This window comes from Teretinema zuelzerae, from assembly GCF_021021555.1.
GTDB lineage: Bacteria > Spirochaetota > Spirochaetia > Treponematales > Treponemataceae > Teretinema > Teretinema zuelzerae.
Genome location: NZ_JAINWA010000003.1, coordinates 1,008,443 through 1,025,530, shown reverse-complemented (window position 1 = coordinate 1,025,530; position 17,088 = coordinate 1,008,443). Strand labels below are relative to the sequence as shown.

The 17,088-nt window shown below is 55.3% G+C and carries 18 protein-coding genes; 7 read left to right on the top strand and 11 right to left on the bottom strand.

Features of this window, described 5'->3' with window-relative positions:
* Positions 1–4: 4 nt before the first annotated feature.
* Genes K7J14_RS11740 through metF form a run of 3 tightly spaced genes read right to left on the bottom strand, consistent with a single transcriptional unit; the run spans position 5 to position 4,208 of the window.
* Complete coding sequence (locus K7J14_RS11740; protein ID WP_230756443.1) at positions 5–874, bottom strand: hypothetical protein; 870 nt, start codon at positions 872–874, stop codon at positions 5–7.
* On the bottom strand, positions 871–3,339 hold the full coding sequence (locus K7J14_RS11735) for a homocysteine S-methyltransferase family protein (RefSeq protein WP_230756441.1): 2,469 nt from the start codon (positions 3,337–3,339) through the stop codon (positions 871–873). Before K7J14_RS11735 ends, K7J14_RS11740 begins: the two co-directional genes overlap by 4 nt.
* A complete protein-coding gene (gene metF, locus K7J14_RS11730) occupies positions 3,336–4,208 on the bottom strand; it encodes a methylenetetrahydrofolate reductase [NAD(P)H] (protein ID WP_230756437.1) in 873 nt (290 codons plus the stop codon). Before metF ends, K7J14_RS11735 begins: the two co-directional genes overlap by 4 nt.
* Before the next feature lie 68 nt (positions 4,209–4,276).
* Here metF and K7J14_RS11725 point away from each other — a divergent pair, with 68 nt between their 5' ends.
* Both K7J14_RS11725 and K7J14_RS11720 read left to right on the top strand, forming a co-directional pair.
* Complete coding sequence (locus K7J14_RS11725; protein ID WP_230756434.1) at positions 4,277–5,719, top strand: NFACT RNA binding domain-containing protein; 1,443 nt, start codon at positions 4,277–4,279, stop codon at positions 5,717–5,719.
* Positions 5,720–5,768: 49 nt separating this feature from the next.
* Positions 5,769–6,683 carry a M15 family metallopeptidase gene (locus K7J14_RS11720; RefSeq protein WP_230756432.1) on the top strand — a complete coding sequence of 305 codons (915 nt, stop codon included), beginning with the start codon at positions 5,769–5,771 and terminating at the stop codon, positions 6,681–6,683.
* On the opposite strand, the gene K7J14_RS11715 is transcribed toward K7J14_RS11720, so the two are convergent.
* From K7J14_RS11715 to K7J14_RS11690, 6 genes are all read right to left on the bottom strand, one after another.
* Complete coding sequence (locus tag K7J14_RS11715; RefSeq protein WP_230756429.1) at positions 6,662–8,461, bottom strand: sensor domain-containing protein; 1,800 nt, start codon at positions 8,459–8,461, stop codon at positions 6,662–6,664. The two genes, K7J14_RS11720 and K7J14_RS11715, sit on opposite strands and share 22 nt — an antisense overlap.
* Positions 8,462–8,488: 27 nt before the next feature.
* Positions 8,489–9,541: an extracellular solute-binding protein gene (locus K7J14_RS11710; protein WP_230756427.1), complete on the bottom strand. Its 1,053-nt coding sequence runs from the start codon at positions 9,539–9,541 to the stop codon at positions 8,489–8,491.
* A gap of 43 nt (positions 9,542–9,584) precedes the next feature.
* Positions 9,585–10,475: an ABC transporter permease gene (locus K7J14_RS11705; RefSeq protein WP_408033989.1), complete on the bottom strand. Its 891-nt coding sequence runs from the start codon at positions 10,473–10,475 to the stop codon at positions 9,585–9,587.
* Complete coding sequence (locus tag K7J14_RS11700; RefSeq protein WP_230756425.1) at positions 10,472–11,362, bottom strand: ABC transporter permease; 891 nt, start codon at positions 11,360–11,362, stop codon at positions 10,472–10,474. Before K7J14_RS11700 ends, K7J14_RS11705 begins: the two co-directional genes overlap by 4 nt.
* Entirely contained in the window at positions 11,359–12,486 is a 1,128-nt protein-coding gene (locus K7J14_RS11695) for an ABC transporter ATP-binding protein (RefSeq protein ID WP_230758889.1), read from the bottom strand. Before K7J14_RS11695 ends, K7J14_RS11700 begins: the two co-directional genes overlap by 4 nt.
* A 132-nt stretch (positions 12,487–12,618) precedes the next feature.
* Positions 12,619–13,437 carry an aldo-keto reductase family protein gene (locus K7J14_RS11690; protein ID WP_230756423.1) on the bottom strand — a complete coding sequence of 273 codons (819 nt, stop codon included), beginning with the start codon at positions 13,435–13,437 and terminating at the stop codon, positions 12,619–12,621.
* Positions 13,438–13,560: 123 nt separating this feature from the next.
* Here K7J14_RS11690 and K7J14_RS11685 point away from each other — a divergent pair, with 123 nt between their 5' ends.
* On the top strand, positions 13,561–13,989 hold the full coding sequence (locus tag K7J14_RS11685; RefSeq protein ID WP_230756420.1) for a hypothetical protein: 429 nt from the start codon (positions 13,561–13,563) through the stop codon (positions 13,987–13,989).
* A gap of 47 nt (positions 13,990–14,036) precedes the next feature.
* On the opposite strand, the gene K7J14_RS11680 is transcribed toward K7J14_RS11685, so the two are convergent.
* Positions 14,037–14,363, bottom strand: a complete 327-nt coding sequence (locus tag K7J14_RS11680) for a branched-chain amino acid transporter permease (protein ID WP_230756419.1) — start codon at positions 14,361–14,363, stop codon at positions 14,037–14,039.
* Positions 14,360–15,043, bottom strand: coding sequence for an AzlC family ABC transporter permease (locus K7J14_RS11675; RefSeq protein WP_230756416.1), 684 nt, complete (start codon positions 15,041–15,043; stop codon positions 14,360–14,362). Before K7J14_RS11675 ends, K7J14_RS11680 begins: the two co-directional genes overlap by 4 nt.
* Before the next feature lie 110 nt (positions 15,044–15,153).
* On the opposite strand from K7J14_RS11675, the gene K7J14_RS11670 reads away from it, so the two are divergent.
* From K7J14_RS11670 to K7J14_RS16245, 4 genes are all read left to right on the top strand, one after another.
* Positions 15,154–15,402, top strand: a complete 249-nt coding sequence (locus K7J14_RS11670) for a hypothetical protein (protein ID WP_230756414.1) — start codon at positions 15,154–15,156, stop codon at positions 15,400–15,402.
* A 150-nt stretch (positions 15,403–15,552) separates the two neighbouring features.
* On the top strand, positions 15,553–15,981 hold the full coding sequence (gene rplM / locus K7J14_RS11665) for a 50S ribosomal protein L13 (RefSeq protein WP_230756412.1): 429 nt from the start codon (positions 15,553–15,555) through the stop codon (positions 15,979–15,981).
* An 18-nt stretch (positions 15,982–15,999) separates the two neighbouring features.
* On the top strand, positions 16,000–16,389 hold the full coding sequence (gene rpsI / locus K7J14_RS11660; protein WP_330165612.1) for a 30S ribosomal protein S9: 390 nt from the start codon (positions 16,000–16,002) through the stop codon (positions 16,387–16,389).
* Complete coding sequence (locus tag K7J14_RS16245) at positions 16,355–17,011, top strand: regulatory protein RecX (protein WP_230756410.1); 657 nt, start codon at positions 16,355–16,357, stop codon at positions 17,009–17,011. Before rpsI ends, K7J14_RS16245 begins: the two co-directional genes overlap by 35 nt.
* Positions 17,012–17,088: the final 77 nt, after the last annotated feature.

The window sequence follows — 17,088 nt, the reverse complement described above, 5'->3', positions numbered from 1 at the left end:
GGGGTTAGTCTGTGAAAGACTGGAGGGGATATTTCATGAGCCATCTCTGGAGCGGGGTGATCCAGGACGAGTCATGGCAGCCTTCCAGAAACAAAATCTCGTAGAGGTTTTCGATATGCTCCTGAATCCGCACCACTTCGGCGGCAGGAATATCCTGAGCCCGGGCGAAGAGGCTCGCAATGAAGCGCGTCGCTTCAGTCGGAGTGACCTCTTCCGGGAATATGCGGGTCATGGCGTAGAGGGCCGCCGGAATGCAGTTTACGCTGTGCTGTTTGATGTATAGCACCGTCTCCGTGATGGCAACCGCGCCCTCGTACATTTCCCTGTTCAGGGCTTCCAGCTCCTCCCCTTCGATCCCCAGCTCGGCGAACGCCCTTCTATAGAAGGTATAGGCGAGCACGACGATGATGACGTGAAGGCTCGGAACGCACAGATAATGCGGATCGAACAGGTGTATCATGAGGAAGCGGCCCTTATAGTACTTCGGCCTCTTCGTCGTCGTCATTCTGAACCGGTATACCTCGGCGGCGTCCCGGTAGCATCGGTCCACGTAGCGCAGAAAGGACCGCGTATATTCGAGCTGCTTTTCCTTGCCGAATTTCTTTCCGATGTAGCCGAGCGGACGTATCCAGAAGGCGACGAAGTCGAGATAGGTTCCGACCCGTTCCGGGGTGAAGGGCACCTGGGCGTCCAGAGGATGGTCGGCGTCGATTATCTGTATCTTCTTGAATCCGAACTTGACCGAGAACTGGAGCCAGAAAAAATCCTTGATCACCGTGCGCATGTAGGAAAAGAAAATCGGCCGGGTTTCCCTGGAGAAAAAAGCGTCGACGAACAGCGGCGCGATGTTGATGTTTCTGGTGGTCGGCGTCATTTTCCGAATACTCCGCGCGCGATCGCTACGCTCGCCATCGCGTCCTTGCCGTAAAAATCCGCGCCGATGCGCTCGGCGTATTCCGGCGTAAGCACGGCTCCTCCGACCATGATCTTCACCGGAAGATTTTGCTCGCGGATCATGCGGATAGTCTTTTCCATATTCGCGACGGTCGTCGTCATGAGCGCCGAAAGGCCGACGATTCCCGGCTTCTCGTCCTTCACCGCCTGCACCACCTGTTCGGGCGGCACGTCCTTTCCCAGATCGAGCACCGCGTATCCGTAATTTTCCAGCATCGCCTTCACGATGTTTTTCCCGATGTCGTGTATGTCTCCGTGGACTGTCGCGATGACGATGGATCCCTTCGGTTCCGTTTTCGCTCCTGTTTTCTCAAGATGTTCCTTGATCGCTTCGAATGCTCGCGAAACCGTGTCCGCGCTCAGAAGAAGCTGGGGAAGAAATTTTTTCCCCTTCTCGTAATCCTTTCCCACCGCGTCCAGGGCCGGCACGATGCATCGATCGATGATTTCTACCGGCGCGTATTTTTGCAGGAGTTCTTCAGCGAGGGGCTTCGAGAGATCCCTCATTCCTGAAATAATGACGTCTTTCATTTCTTCGATTCGATCTGAATTCTTCGGAGCGCCGGCTGTATCGGGCCCTGCCGCTCCTCCCTCCGATCGCGCCGGGCCGGGAACGCCGTTTCCTGCTCCCGCCATGGAAACAGGAGCTGCCGCGGAATAGGTTCCGATATATTCGAGGCAGTTCTCGTCGAGTCCGAAAAGCGCCCGGTGCGAGCGCCATACGGCCATCATCGGTTCCGAAAGGGGATTGATGATGCACGCGTCGAGCCCCGCGTTCAAGGCTGCGCCGAAAAACACCGAGTTGATTACGTCGCGCTGCGGCAGTCCGAACGATATGTTCGAAACGCCGAGGATGGTGGCGACGCCGAGTTCCTTCTTCACCATCGGTATGGCCCTCACCGTTTCCATCGCTTCCTTCTGCTGGGAGCTGACGGTCATGGTGAGCGTGTCGACGATGATGTTTTTCCGGTCTATCCCCATGGCTTCGGCTTTCTCGACTATTTTGCGCGCGACGCGGAGCCGGCCTTCCGCCGTATCGGGGATTCCGTCTTCGTCGAGCGCGAGGGCGACCAGGACTCCGCCGTATTTTTTCACGACCGGGAATACCGCGTCCATGACCGCCTGTTTGCCGTTCACCGAATTGACCAGAGCCTTGCCGTTATAGTAGCGAAGGGCTTTTTCCAGCACCTCCGGTTCGCTCGAATCGATTTGCAACGGGGCCGGGAAGGTGCGCTGCAGCTCCCGGACGGCGCGGATCATCATGTCCGCTTCGTCTATGCCCGGAAGGCCGACGTTAACGTCTAGAATGTGCGCTCCCGCGTCCAGCTGCCGCTTTCCTTCGTTCAGAACGTAGTTCATATCGTTGTCGAGCAGCGCTTCCCTGAATTTTTTCTTGCCGGTGGGGTTGATTCTCTCTCCCACTATAAGGGGGCCCTTGCCCAGTTCGAGCGCTCCGCTCCACGAGGTAACGAGCACGTTCCGTTTGTCCGGAACGGGAAGAGGCTGGAGACCGCGGCAGGCGCGCGTCATTGCCGCGATGTGGGCCGGCGTCGTTCCGCAGCAGCCGCCGAGCAGCCTGACTCCGTCCATCGCTCCCTGTTTAAGGGTTTGCGCGAATTCCTCCGGGCCTACCTTGAATACGGTTCTTCCGTTTTCCACAGTCGGGAGCCCGGCGTTCGGCTCCATGAATACCGGTAAGGACGACCAGCGGACGAACTCCCTCGCGAGCTCCCTCGCATGCTCGAGGTCGCCGCCGCAATTAAAGCCGACCGCGTCCGCTCCGAGCCCTTCCATCATCGCCGCGACGGCGGCGGGATCGGCTCCCGAAAGGGTCCGGTTGTTGTCTTGAAAGGTCGCGGAGGCCACGACCGGAAGATCGCTGTGTTCCTTGACCGCGAGAATCGCGGCCTTCATTTCGTAGGGATCGCTCATCGTTTCGATGAGCGCGAGATCCGCGCCTGCCGCGGCTCCTGCTCGAACCTGTTCGGCGAAGGCTTCGTACGCTTCGTCGAAGGAGAATGTCCCCATCGGCTCGAGGAGTTTTCCCGTCGGCCCGATGTCCAGGGCAACGAAGCTTCCCGGATGCCTGGCCGCCGCCCTCCTGGCCGCCGCGACCGCCGCGGAGACCGTCTCTTCGACCGCGAGCCCTGCTTCGTCGAGCTTGCAGCGGGTTCCGCCGAAGGTGTTGGTAAGTACGACGTTTGCGCCGGCTGCGAGGTATTCCTCGTGAACAGCCTCGATTATGTCGGGGTTGCTCAAATTCAATTCTTCCGGCAGCTTCCATCCTTCGGGACAGCGGCCTTCGGCCTGCATGCCCTGGAGAAGGGCTCCCATGCTGCCGTCGAAAAAGACGAATCCCTCTTTCAGCGCCTCCCTGAAGGTCATCTCGCCTCCCGGAGAATCGCTGATATGTTGCCGACGATCTGCCGGATCACGTCGGGCTTGTTCATGGCGTAGATATGGATGCCCCGCACCCCGTTGGTCACCAGATCGATGATTTGTTCGGTGGCATAGGCGATGCCCGCCTGTTTCATTGCTTCATTGTTGTCCCCGAAGCGGTCTACCAGGGCGAGGAATTTCGGCGGGAGGTAGGCGTTGGAAAGCTCCATCATCCGCTTGAGCTGGTTGCCGTTCGTGACCGGCATGATGCCCGCCAGAATGGGAACCCTGATGCCGGCAGCCTGCGCGCGGTAGAGAAAGCTGTACAGCATGTTGTTGTCGAAGAACATCTGCGTCGTCAGGAAGGAGCATCCCGCGTCGACCTTTGTTTTCAGGTTGGCGAGGTCCCGGTCCTTGTGTCCGCTTTCGGGGTGTCCCTCGGGATAGCACGCTCCTCCGATGCAGAACTCGCCCCTCGTTTTCAGGTCGCTCACCAGATCGGACGCGTAGCGGTAATCTCCCGGCGCGACGAAATCGGGATCCTTCGGGCGGTCGCCCCTGAGCGCGAGAATATTTTCTATGCCCTGGTCCTTCAGCTCGTCGACTATGCGGTGCACATGGTCCTTGGTCGAGGAAAGGCAGGTTAAATGGGCGAGGGGAGTGACGCCTCTGCTTTGTAAATGCGAACAGATTTTAACCGTATTGGCCGATGTACCGCCGCCTGCTCCGTAGGTGACGCTGATGAAATCCGGATCGAGCTCGGCAAGCTCTTCCGCGCACGCGATAACGGAGTCGAAGGCCGAATCCTGCTTCGGCGGAAATATCTCGTAGGAAACGGTCAGTTTTCTTTCGTCCAGTATATGATCGATTTTCATAGAGGCCAGTGTAGCCTGATGGCCGGGGTTACTGCAAGATGGTTTTCCGGTGTATAGTGGGAGCCGCTATGTCCTTAAACTGCGCTGAAATAGACCTGATTCTCGAAGAATTGCGCCTCGAAGGATCCTTCCTTCAGGCGGTTGTCCAGCCGTCTTTCGACACGATCGCTTTCCATCTGTACAAGGGCGCCCGCGGAGAATCTACCGGCGCCGATAGCCCTGCGGTCTCCGTAACGCTTCTGGTGTGCCTCGCTCCGGGCGTCTGCCGCCTCCATGAAACCCGGCGGGCAGTGCCGAAGAGCGAAAAACCCCTGCGTTTCATGGAGTTCTGCCGTTCCCGCCTGCGCGGCTCCCGGGTTGTTTCGGTCCGGCAGCTCGATTCGAATCGAATCGTCGAGATGATCCTGTCCCGGGGCGACGAACGCTTTTCGATGTACATCAGGCTTTGGAGCGGAGCGGCCAACATTATCGTGACGGATTCCGCCGGCGTGATTCTCGACGTTTTCTATCGCCGTCCCAAGCGGAACGAAATTACCGGCGAAAGCTGGACTCCCGAGCCCCCTCAGCCTAAACAGCAGGAGGATCGTGTTTGGGTTGTCCGCGACCTTCCCGGCGAAGGCGCCTTTAACCACAAGATAGACCGCTGGTACGCCGAACACGCTCAAACCCTGTCGCGGGAAGCCTTGATAGAAGAAGCGCGACGCCGCTTCGATACCCGCTCCGTCAGAATCAAGACCGCCTTGGTCCGCCTTGAAAAAAAACGCGAGGAATTCCTGCACGCGGATCGCTGGAGAAAACAGGGCGATCTTTTGACCGCGAATCTGTGGGCTATCAAGCAGGGAATGGACACGATCGAGGTTGCCGATTGGGAGACCGGCGGCGTCGTGCTCATCCCCCTCGATCCTTTGCTCAAGCCGCAGGATAACGCCGCGCGCTATTATGAAAAATACCGGAAAGCGGTGTCCGGCCTTGCAAATCTCGAAGAGGACATCGCGTCGAGCAGGAGAACCCTGGAAGCTCTTGCCTCCGAACTTGCTTCCCTCGAATCCGAACCGAATCCGCTCATCATCCAAAAAGCCCTCCGCAAACAAAACCGCCCCCGGCAGCAGATCGAAAAGAAATATCCCGGCTTGTGCTTTACGGTGGACGGCTGGACCATTCTTGTCGGCCGCACCGCGGCTGAAAACGACGAATTGCTGCGCCGCCATGTAAAGGGTTTCGATCTGTGGCTTCACACGCGGGATTGGCCTGGCGGCTACGTGTTCATCAAAAACCGGCCCGGTAAAACCTTTCCCCTGGAAATTATGATCGACGCGGGAACCCTCGCTCTTTTTTATTCGAAGGGCAGGAAGGCCGGATCGGCCGATCTGTACTACACCAGAGTGAAATATCTTCGCCGCGCGAAAGGCGCTCCCCGGGGAACGGTTCTTCCGTCGAATGAAAAGAATCTCTCCGTTCGTCTTGACGAACAGCGGCTCAAGCGCCTCGAAGGCTGCCGGGAGGAGGAGTGATTCTCCCCTCGTCTTGCGGATTAACGGTTCCCGGGTGTATAGTCTCGCCATGAATCGAAAAGCCCTGTCGCTTCTTTTGCTCTGCATGCTTTTGTTCAGCCCGTCGTCGACCCTTCCCGCATGGTCCGACCCTTCCGAGCGCGTATTCGACGACCCCTGGCTCGTGCTGCGCTCCCTGCTCGTCTCGTATCCGGACCGGATATCCCTGGTGGATTACGATTCCGTCCAGGGCGACTGGTTTTTGGAGATAGACGGAACCCGTCTCTATTGGGCGCGGGGGAGGCTTCTTTTAAAGAAGGATCTGGGAACCGAATCGCAGTGGCGGGCCTACGTCGACTATCTGTATCCCGATAAAATCCCTGATCCGTCCCGATTCACCGAAGAAACCATCGGCAGACTGAACGCCGAACTGCTCGCGGAGCAGCGCAGAAACGCTCTCGATTTCAATCCCGCTTTTTACACACTTCTGTACGGCGGAGAATCCCGGCGAAAAATAGAAGCATCGATTACCCGTTTCGACTGGCTCACCGCCCGCGTCTCTGTTCACCGCTCGCTCGTGCCCGCTCTCAAGCGAATAGAACAGAGATTGAACGACGAAGCCGGTTCAAACCCGGAGGTTGCGCGTTTTCTTTCCCAGATTTCCCGCATAGAAGGCTACAACTGGCGCGAAGTCCGCGACAGCACGCGCAGGAGCCAGCATAGCTGGGGCATCGCCATCGATATTCTTCCCGTCGGCTGGGGCCAGAAAAACATCTATTGGAACTGGATCAGTTATTGGAACGAAAAATGGATGCTGATACCTCTGGACCGCCGGTGGATGCCTCCAGACGCGGTCGTGGAAATTTTCGAAGAAGAAGGCTTCGTGTGGGGAGGGAAGTGGCATTTGTGGGACAATATGCACTTCGAGTATCGACCGGAGCTGATTGTTCTGGGCAAATGGGGCTATCGGGGAACGCCTGAGTAGCCGCCTGAGCGGATGAGCCTTTCGCATTCGATCGCCGGGGCCGGCTTGCCCGTATAAAACCCCTGAACGGTACGGCAGTTGATCGCCCGTATCACGTCCATCTGTTCTTTTGTTTCAACGCCTTCCGCGATGGTGTTCAAACCGAGCTTGTTCACCAGCGTCACGATCGCATTGGTTATTTCGTATTCGATTCGGCCGTCTCTCGTAATATTCGCGATGAACGACTTGTCGATTTTCAGGGTGTCGAGCGGGATGAACTGCAGATAGCTCAGGGATGAATACCCGGTACCGAAGTCGTCCAGGGAAATTCTCATGCCCATCTTTTTGATGACATTGAGAATCTCGATAACCTGGTCGAAATTATCTATCAATATCCCCTCGGTGATTTCGATCTCTATGGCTCCCGGATCTATGCCGTATTTGTCGAGCGTTCTTTTCAGCTTTTCCGTGAAATCGCGGCATTTCAGCTGAACGGGGGATATGTTGACGGAAACCGTTCCGGTAAACCCGAGCTCGGACCTCCACGAGGCGAGTATTCTGCATACCGTATCCAGTATCCAGTCTCCCAACGCAATGATGATCTTGCTTTCCTCGGCGAGCGGAATGAACCTGTCCGGGCTTATATAGCCGAGTTCGGTGTCGAACCAGCGCACCAGCGCTTCGAATCCTTTAAGATCCCCGGTTATGGAATCGACCTGCGGTTGGAAAAAAACCTGAAAGAGGCCTTTTTCAAGGGTGTCCGTCATTCTCGATTCCATTTTAAGCCGGTTCATCAGATTTTCCTGCATGACCGAATGGAAGAGAGACAGCGTGTTTTTGCCCCGTCGTTTTGCGTCCGTCATGGCGATGTCCGCGTATTTCAGCAGGTTTTCGAGGGTGTCGGCGTCGTCGGGAAAGATCGCCGCCCCGGTGGAGACCGAACTATGGAGGGGAGCGTCTTCCCATGAATAGTTTTTTTCAAGGTCTTCCCGAATTGCGTTTATCACATGAAGCATTTCCGCTTCGTGCTCGAATTCCCGGAAAATTATAAGAAATTCGTCGCCTCCGAACCGGCTTGCGAGTATTGTATCGCACTCGTAGGCCTTCAGCCTCGCTCCCATCTGGGCAAGAACGGCGTCTCCTGCTTCGTGGCCCAGAGAATCGTTGAGGGTTTTCAGATTGTCAACGTCGAGAATCGCCAACGCGACGCGCTCGCCCTTTCGCCGCGCCTCTTCAATCTGCGCGGTAAGAACAGCGGTGAACCGGAGTCTGTTCGGGAGCCCGGTGAGCCGGTCGAAAAACGCCATCTGTTCAAGATTGGAATTGAGGTTTTCGATGCGTTCAAGTTTAACTTTCAGATTTTTCTTGGATTCGGCTAATTCGGCAGACAGGGCGGATAGCCTGAGATTCTGCTCTTTTAAACGGGTTTCAGCCTGTCTGGCTTCGGTTACGTCGTCGATCGTAACCATAAGAGTCTGTTCGTCAAGGAGGGTAAAACGGAAATCGAGCCATTTTTCCAGAAGCTCGCTGAACTGTACGCTATGCACATCGGTTTTGCCGGAAAAAAGACGGCCTGCGGCGTCGACCCAGGCTATGCCCGAGTTCGCGTACACAGTCTCGGAAAACAGCTTGTTTTCCACAGTGGCCGTAAGAGAGCCGGTCAGCGTTTCCCACGCTTTGTTTACGTATGTTATGCGAAAATCGTGAATGCCGCCGTCGGGCGAAGAAACAACGGATGCCGCCAGCACGAGCTGGGGCATCCGGTCAAGTATTGATCGATATACGGTGTCCGGGTTCATGGGTGGACTCAGTATATCCGCGGGGGATTATTCGGTAAAGCGAATTTTCTGCCAGATCTGGTTATACAGTTCGAGATCAGCGCCGAGATCTTCCTTCAACTCGCAGTTTGCCAGGCTCTCCGCGCTGTAATAGGGCTGTACTTTTTGCAGGGCTCCGGCTTCGGTGTGGATTGTCGAAGGGAATCCGAAGCTGTCCAGGAATTCAGCGTAGATTTCGGGGCGGAGGATGAAGTTGATGAACTCGTGGGCCAGTTCAGGGTTGCGGGCTCCCTTGGGGATGCAGAGGCTGTCGATATACATCGGGCCGCCCTCGTCTTTGGGGATGAAGAACGCGACGGTATCGTATTTTTCCGGAGGAATTTCTCCGTATACGACTTCGGCGTAGCCTTGAACTACCCAGAACTCGCCTGCGGCGAAGGACTTTCCGAATCCTTCCGCGTCGAATTTGACCAGGTTAGGCTTCCATTCGTTGTTCACAAGAGCGAGGGCCTGGTCGAGTTCTGCCTGGTTCGTCGTATTGACCGAATATCCGAGGTAGGCAAGAGCGTCTCCGAGCACCTCTCTCATGTCGTCGAGCATTGACATGCGTCCGGCAAGGTCTTTTCTGGCAAAGATCGACCAGGATTCTTCGAAGTTCGGAACCTTTTCCTTGTTAACGGCGATGCCTGCCGCTCCCATATAGTACGGAACGGAATATTCCATGGCCTGATCATAGGTTGCTTTTTCGAGAGTTTCTTTCTTGAGATACTTGGCATTGGGAATCCTGGAAAGATCGATTTTCTCGAGCATTCCCTGTTCTTTCATAATCGAGACATAGTCGCCGGAGGGTACGATGAGGTCGTAGCCGGATCCGCCCGCCTTGAGCTTCGCGTACATGTCCTCGTTGGACGCGAAGTCGTCGTAGACGACCTTGACTCCGAATTCTTCTTCGAATTGCTTGATGACGGAGTCGGGCGTGTACACTGCCCAGTTGTAGAGGTACAGGGTTTTTCCGTCTCCCTTTTTGCATCCGGCTGCTCCGAAAAGCGCGGCCAGCGCGACCAAAGCGAGAGTCAGGACGTTGACAATGTTCTTTTTCATGGCTGAAAGCCTCCTTCTATTTTAAGCGAATGAGCGAAACAGGTTACTTTGACGCGGCGATGCTTTTCAGGAAATTCCTGAGCATGAACGCGATTCCCATCGTCCCCAGAATCATGATGAACGACAACGCGTTGATTACGGGGGAAATGCCGTAGCGAACCATCGAGAATACGTAAAGCGGCAGGGTTGTCGAGCCCGGTCCCGATACGAAGAACGTGATGACGAAGTCTTCCAGCGACATGGTGACCGACATCATGAAGGCTGAAAGTATTCCCGGCATAATCGCCGGAATTATCACCTTGAACAGGGTCTGCCTCTCCGAGGCTCCCAGATCGTGGGATGCTTCGATTATCGAGTAGTCGAATTCGTCGAGGCGCGCCAGCACCATCAGGAACACGAAGGGAAGACAGAACGTCGTATGCGCGACGAAGATCGTTATCATTCCCAGCGGAATATTCACCGCCGAAAAGAAAATCAGCATCGAGATGCCGATGATCACTTCCGGCAAAACCATAGGAAGAAAGCTCACCGTCTGGATGTAGGCGCGTCCGCGGAAACGGTACCAGTTCACGCCGATGGAGGCGAGCGAACCGATCACGGTCGCGACCGCCGCCGAACTGAAGGCTATGAGTACGCTGTTTCCGAACGAGGACCACAGTTTATCCGAGTCAAGGAAGAGTTTCTTGTACCAATCCAGGGAAAATCCCCGCCATACCATTCCCTTCGCGCTGTTGAACGAATAAAAAACGATGACGATCAGGGGCAGAAAGAGAAAGATCAGCGAAACAGCCAACAGGGTGTTCGACAGCGAAAATTTGATTGCGGAATTCTGTTCGGCGCGGCGAGCGTGCCTGGCGGGTTCCGACATCGGCTTTTTCTTGGAAAGGCGCGATACGAAATGCTGGTACAGGGTATCCGGTTTCTGGGCGCTCATACTGTCGGCTCCTGTTTGACGGCCTGGCTTTTGTTCCTGGCCGCTTCCCGGGCGCTGGTTCCCATCATCCATAACACTCCGGCCGTGCTCACGATGGTGATGAATACCGAGAAGGCCGAAGCGAGCGGCCAGTTTCTGATCTTGGTCACCTGATCGACGATCACGTTTCCTATCATGTAGGAATCCTTTCCGCCGACGAGCAGCGGCACGGTGTACGCGCCGAAAATCGGTATGAAGGTGAAGATGATCGCGGTGACGATGCCGGACTTCACGTTCGGCAGAAGCACCTTCATCATCGACTCGCTTTTAGACGCGCCGAGGTCTCTCGCCGCTTCCAGCAGGGAAAAGTCGAACTTGTCCATGGCCGTGAACACCGGGAGAATCGCGTAGGGCAGGTACATGTAGATCATGACCAGAATCACGGCTCCCTGATTATAGAGAAGCGGGAGGCTTTCCGTAATCAGGCCGAACTTTCTGAGCGTCTCGTTTATAAAGCCCTCGTTTCCCAGAATCGCGATCCATGCGTTGATGCGGATGAGCGAATTGGTCCAGAAGGGGATGATTACGAGAAACAGCAGAAAGGTCTGGTTCTTGCTGCGCGCCATCGCGTAGCCGCAGGGCAGCGCGAGAAGGATCGACACTACCGTTGCCAGAAAGGTCACCCACAAGGTTCTGACCAGCAGCTTGCCGTAGCTCGAGTTGAACATCTGCGCGTACGCGGTGAGGGTGAATTTAAGCTCGACTCCGCCGTGCAGCCCTTTTTTCATAAAACTATATGAAATGATGATGGCAAGGGGGAGTATGAAAAACAGAGTGAACCAGGCTCCCATGGGGAAGCTGTAGCGGGGGCCGAAATTCTGGCCGGACAATGTTCTTGCCCGGGTCATTGATTGATCACCTCGACGATGTATCCGTCGTTCGCGCTCCAGGATACGTACACCTCGTCCTTCCACGCGATCTCGGGGCCGTCTTCAAGATAGTTCTGGTGCTGCTTGAACACCTTTACTTCCGCGCCGTTTTCGAGCTTTACGTAGAATTTCGACTGGAATCCCGAGTATACCGGCTCTTCGACTACGCCCTTGAACACATTCAGCTCTCGATTGCCCGACTGGGGAGCCTCGAGAGTGATTCTTACTTTTTCGGGGCGGACGGTGAAGCTCACCTGCTGGCCGATTTCGGTTTTGTCGTAGTCGGTCACCTTGATCTGCTTTCCGAGTTCGGGTACGTCGAGGGTGCACATGAACTCGTCTTGTTTATACGCCGAGCATTCGACTACGCGCGAATCGAAGAGATTCGTTTCGCCGATGAATTTCGCGACGAATTCCGTAGCGGGAGTTTCGTAAATTTCGAACGGAGAGGCGATCTGCAGCACCTTGCCCTGATTCATGACGGCGATGCGGTCTGAAACCGAAAGAGCTTCGCTCTGGTCGTGCGTAACGTAAATGAAGGTGATTCCGATCTTGTCGTGTATTTTATCCAGTTCCACCAGGAGGTTCTGCCGAAGCTTCGCGTCAAGAGCCGAAAGCGGTTCGTCCAGAAGGAGAACGCTGGGTTCGTTTATGAGCGCGCGCGCGATGGCTACCCGCTGCTTCTGGCCGCCTGAAAGCTGGTTCGGCTTTTTATGCGCATGGGCGTCCAGTTGGACGAGCTGGAGATAATCCATTACCTTCGTACGTATTTCTGCATTCGGCAGCTTTCTGATACGAAGCGGGAAGGCAACGTTTTCGAAGACTGATAAATGGGGGAAAAGCGCGTAGTTTTGAAAAACGGTGTTCGACTGTCTTTTATTCGGATCAATACCGATGACATTCTTGCCGTCAAAGGCGACGATTCCGGAATCCGGAGTTTCGAAGCCCGCGATGATGCGCAGCAGGGTGGTTTTGCCGCACCCTGATGGTCCCAGAAGCGAAAAGAATTCGCCCTTATTAATCTTGATGTTCGCGGCATCAAGCGCGTGGAAAGTCCCGAAAGACTTGGACACGTTATCGATAGAAACGTCGCACCCTTTCAATGTTTTTCTTTGTCCTCCCGGAAAACCGTCGGCCGGTTTCTCGATGAATTCTCTTGAATTCATTTCAACTTGCAGCATCCGATATATAGTATATAACTGCAAAGCTGAATGTGTTGGATTTGCTCGATTGTGTCAAGACTTTTTGAGAATTCGCCTGAATTCGGCTGCCGCGTTCCTGATCACCGCAAGCTCCGCGGAAGGAAGACTGTTCGGCCTCCCGGTTTCCGCCAAAATCGTCCTGACTCCGAACAGAAACGAATTCTCCGGTTCGATGAGGATCGCGGTAATTTCCTGGCGTTCCCACAGGGATCGCAGGGCCCATTCGTCGTGGCGCCGGGGCACTGTCGCGTTGCGGAAAATTTCGTGCACCTCGGGAGGAACCTGTGCCAGCTTGCCGGAAGCAAGCGGATCCCTCGCGAATATCGCCATGCCCCTGGATGCCATTTCTGCGAGAAGCGAATCCGGACCTTCGGCAAGATAATTGAGTTCAAGGGTGCAGAAATCCCAGTCTGCGAAGGACTCAAGCGCGGTGCGCAGGGTTTCAGTTTGGAATGGCGCTGAGAATCCAATGCCGGCAAGTTTTCCATCATTCAAAAGCGCGCGTGCCGCAGTGAGAAAAGCGTTTCCCTGGAGGGCAAGAGCCGCGCGCGGATTTCCGATGCGTACTTCGATATAGGTCCGCGCATCCGATCGCACTTCTTCAAGAAGTTGTTTCAGTTTTTCTCCGGATGTTCCTTCCGGCGCGGCGATGATTCGCCAGGGCGCTGAGGCGAATCCGGCCTGAGCTTCCAAAGCCTTGAGTTCCTGGATTCTCGAAACGCTCTCGCCCGCGTAATACGCGTTTATTCCCGCTTCCGCGGCCTGTTTCATGACTGCCGGGGTTTCGTCTTCGGGGGCCGTTTTCGCCTTCGGCGCGAGCGGATTCGCGGCGGGCTTCGCCGATGCGGACATCGGGGCGGAAAAGCGCCTGGAGGCGAAGTCCGGTGCAATAATAGAAAAAATCCCGTTTGTAATTTTGGGTAAATGGCGGTATAACATACGGGATATAGTACACAAAAGATCAAGGAGATTCAAATGAAACGCGGTCTGGGACTCATTATTCTTCAAGTTGCGGTTGCTCTTTTTCTGCTCGCGAGCGGAGTTACCGGTCTCCTCAATTCGAGCGCAGGCGATCTGGAACCCGTCGTCCGCTTTCTTAACGGCCTGTTCGAGAGCAGGTCGATCGTCACGATCATGATCGTCGTTCTGAGCGTCTTCGAGATCATCGCCGGATTCTTTTTGCTCACCGAGCTGTTCACCACGGATCTGCGCATCACGGATATGATTCTTTTCATCTTCATTATCCTGTGGATCGCGAACATCGTTCTGGTGGACTTTATCGCCCCCATCGGCGGCGGAACGATTTTCCGCAATGTTTCCAGCGTTCTGCGCTATATGAGCACGCTTTCCAGCCATCTGATGGTACTGGGCGCGCTGATTCTGGTTTCCCGGAAGTTCGCCTGATATAACCGGCCGCGCGCCGCTCTATCAGACGCGACTTCCACGCTCTTTTATTTCCATATATTAATGAGAATCATGTAAAACGCCGTGCCTCCGAAAATGGAGAGCAGGGCGTTTTTTTTCAGCGCGTGGAGTAAAATCACCAGCGCGATCGCCAGAATCTCCCTGAATCCCGACGGACTCTCCGTCCAGCGGATATCCTTGAGGCAATAGACGACGAGCACCGCCATGACCATCGGCGGTATGTATTTTTCAACGAATCTGATGATCCTCGGCGGATCTCGCCGTGAAAAGAGGAGGAAGGGAAAGGCCCTCGTGGCGAGAATCGTAAGTCCCATTAATACGGTTGCTGCGATAGTTCCTGCAAGCGGCGTCATTTCTGCCTCCCCCGAACCAGTATCAGAATAGCGAGCCCTCCGCAGAGAGCCGCGATGAGCATCTGTCCCGGCCCGAACAGCGCCAGCGCCGCGACCGCGCAGAGCAATCCGATCGCCGCCGGAAGCATATCCCGCGTACGGGTGAGCTGATCCATCAGCAGGACGACGAAGAGAGCCGTAAGCGCAAAGTCGATCCCGGCGAAAGAGAAGGGGATGAGCTCTCCGGCAAGCGCCCCGACGACGCTTCCGAGAATCCAGTATGATTGATCAAGAAGGGCGATTGTCCCGTAGAACGATCCCGGTTTTATATTGTCGGGAGCTTTTACTCCGGTCAGGATCGCGTAGGTTTCGTCGGTGAGCGAAAACACCAGATACGCCTTCCATTTGCCGACGCCGCGGAATTTTTCTATCAGGGACAGTCCGTACACGATATGACGGATATTCACCATCAGCATGGTGACGAGCATTCCCGCAAGAGGGGCGTTCGCCGCGAAAAGACCGATCGCGATATACTGGCCCGCTCCGGCGTACATCAGAACGCTCATGATCGGCGCGAGCCACCAGGGATACCCGGCCTTGACGAGCATCAGGCCGAAGGGGATTCCGATCGCGATGTAGCCGAAAAGAACCGGAATCGTGACAGGAAACGCGGCTTTTATAACTGAAGACGATGAATTCATGATGGGCGTCAGTATACTGAAAAGAGGCTTCGGTTGACCAGAGCGTCGGCATATGAGAATATTATGAATGTAAACGGATGATCGATCGTCCGTAATAAGGAGATTTTCCAATGGTTGCCTTAATTGCCGGAATTATTCTTGTGTTGTTCACCGTTTTCGCCGCTCTTCCCCCCGAACTTGCGGGTTTTGGTCTGGGCTGGGGAGCTGACATGATTTTGTTTCTTCGCGGCGGCCTTCCGGTTTTCGCCGCCTTTGTCGGCCTCGTTTCCATTTTCATCGGAATAGCCGACCTGAAAGACAAGGAAGAGGCAAAAAAGGAAGAGGAAGCCGCGAAAGCCGCGGGCGGCAAGACGGAATAGCATCGGCCCTTGACATCATCCGGTTTCTTTTTATATATTGAGTAACCCACATTATCTGCGTCTTGCGGTGATTTTCATCGCTTGCGCAAAACGGATCGGGTCTGATGCTTGAGCCCCGATGCGAGGAATAATTTTATTCAAGGTACGCACATGAAGACTATTTTTTTGAAGGAACAAGAGGCTCCCCGCGCCTGGTTCGTGATCGACGCGGCAGATAAGCCCGTAGGACGCGTTGCCGCTAAAGCCGCCGCTATGCTTCGGGGCAAGCACAAGGTTACCTACGCTCCTCACCAGGACACAGGCGATTACGTTGTTATTATCAATGCCGAGAAGGCAGCCGTAACCGGAACCAAGGCTCAGGACAAGATTTACTATCACCACACCGGTTTTGTCGGTCATCTCCGGGCTCTCAGCTATAACAAGCTGCTTGAACGCCATCCCACCGATCCCCTGATGCTCGCCATCAAGGGAATGCTTCCGAAGGGACCTCTCGGTCGTCGGATGCTCGGAAACGTGAAGATCTATGCCGGTGCCGCGCACCCGCATGCCGCCCAGAATCCGCAGGTTGTGGAAGTCTAACGAGGAGTAAGGATCGTGATCAAAAATATCGGAATGGGAACCGGCCGCCGCAAGACCGCCGTTGCCCGCGTTTTTATCCGCGAAGGAAATGGAAAGCTCCTGGTCAATGATCAGGAAGCGAGCTCTTATTTCGCCACCCCCGAGCAGGTGCAGGTTGTTCGCCAGCCCCTCATGGTTACCGCCAGCGACACCAAGTTCGACGTGGTGATCACCGTATACGGCGGCGGACTCAACGGACAGGCCGGAGCTTGCAGCCACGGCATTTCCCGCGCCCTCGCCCAGATCGATCTTGGAAACAGAGTTTCCCTTAAAGCCAACGGACTCCTTACCCGGGATTCCCGCATGGTTGAAAGAAAGAAGTACGGTCAGCGCAGTGCTCGCAGAAGATTCCAGTTCAGCAAACGCTGATATTCTGGCTACTCTTCTCGATTTGGAATGGGCCTCAGCCGGGATACTCAAGGTATCCGCGGCCGAAGGCCCTTCTTTTTTTCTCAGAGACGAATACGTAGAAGCGTCCCTTCTTTCCGCTCTCAAACCGGGACTCCGGCTGTCCCCGGAACAAACCCAAGCGCTTCTTTTCGCTTCGCATTGCTATCTTGCCGAGCGCGACGCCGTCGCATACCTGGCCCGAGCTGAACACTGCCGGTTTCAATTGTCGGTAAAATTGGCCAGAAAGGGCCATTCGCAACAAGCGATCGCGCAGGCGCTCGATTATCTCGAGCAGAAAAACTGGCTTTCGGACAGGCGCTTCGCGGAAGCCTGGCTTCGCTCGCGGTCAATTCATCGCGCGGAAGGCCGCTCTCGTCTCGTCGCGGAGCTCCGCAGCAGGGGCGTTTCCGCGGAAATCGCCGAGGAAAGCGTTTCGGCGTCCCTTTCCCCCGAAGACGAGGAATCGCGCTGTATGAAGGCCGCAGAACGCTTTATCGCGCGCGGCCGCGAGGGGAATAAATTGGTAACCTCTTTATCGCGCGCGGGGTTTTCCCGTCAAACCATTAAAACATGCCTTAAAAAGGCTGGAAACACTGATTAAGTGCTTGAGATGACCCTTGGTTTGGTCTATATTTCCATGTGAGGTATTATGAACAAGGAAGTAAAAACACGGCGCAT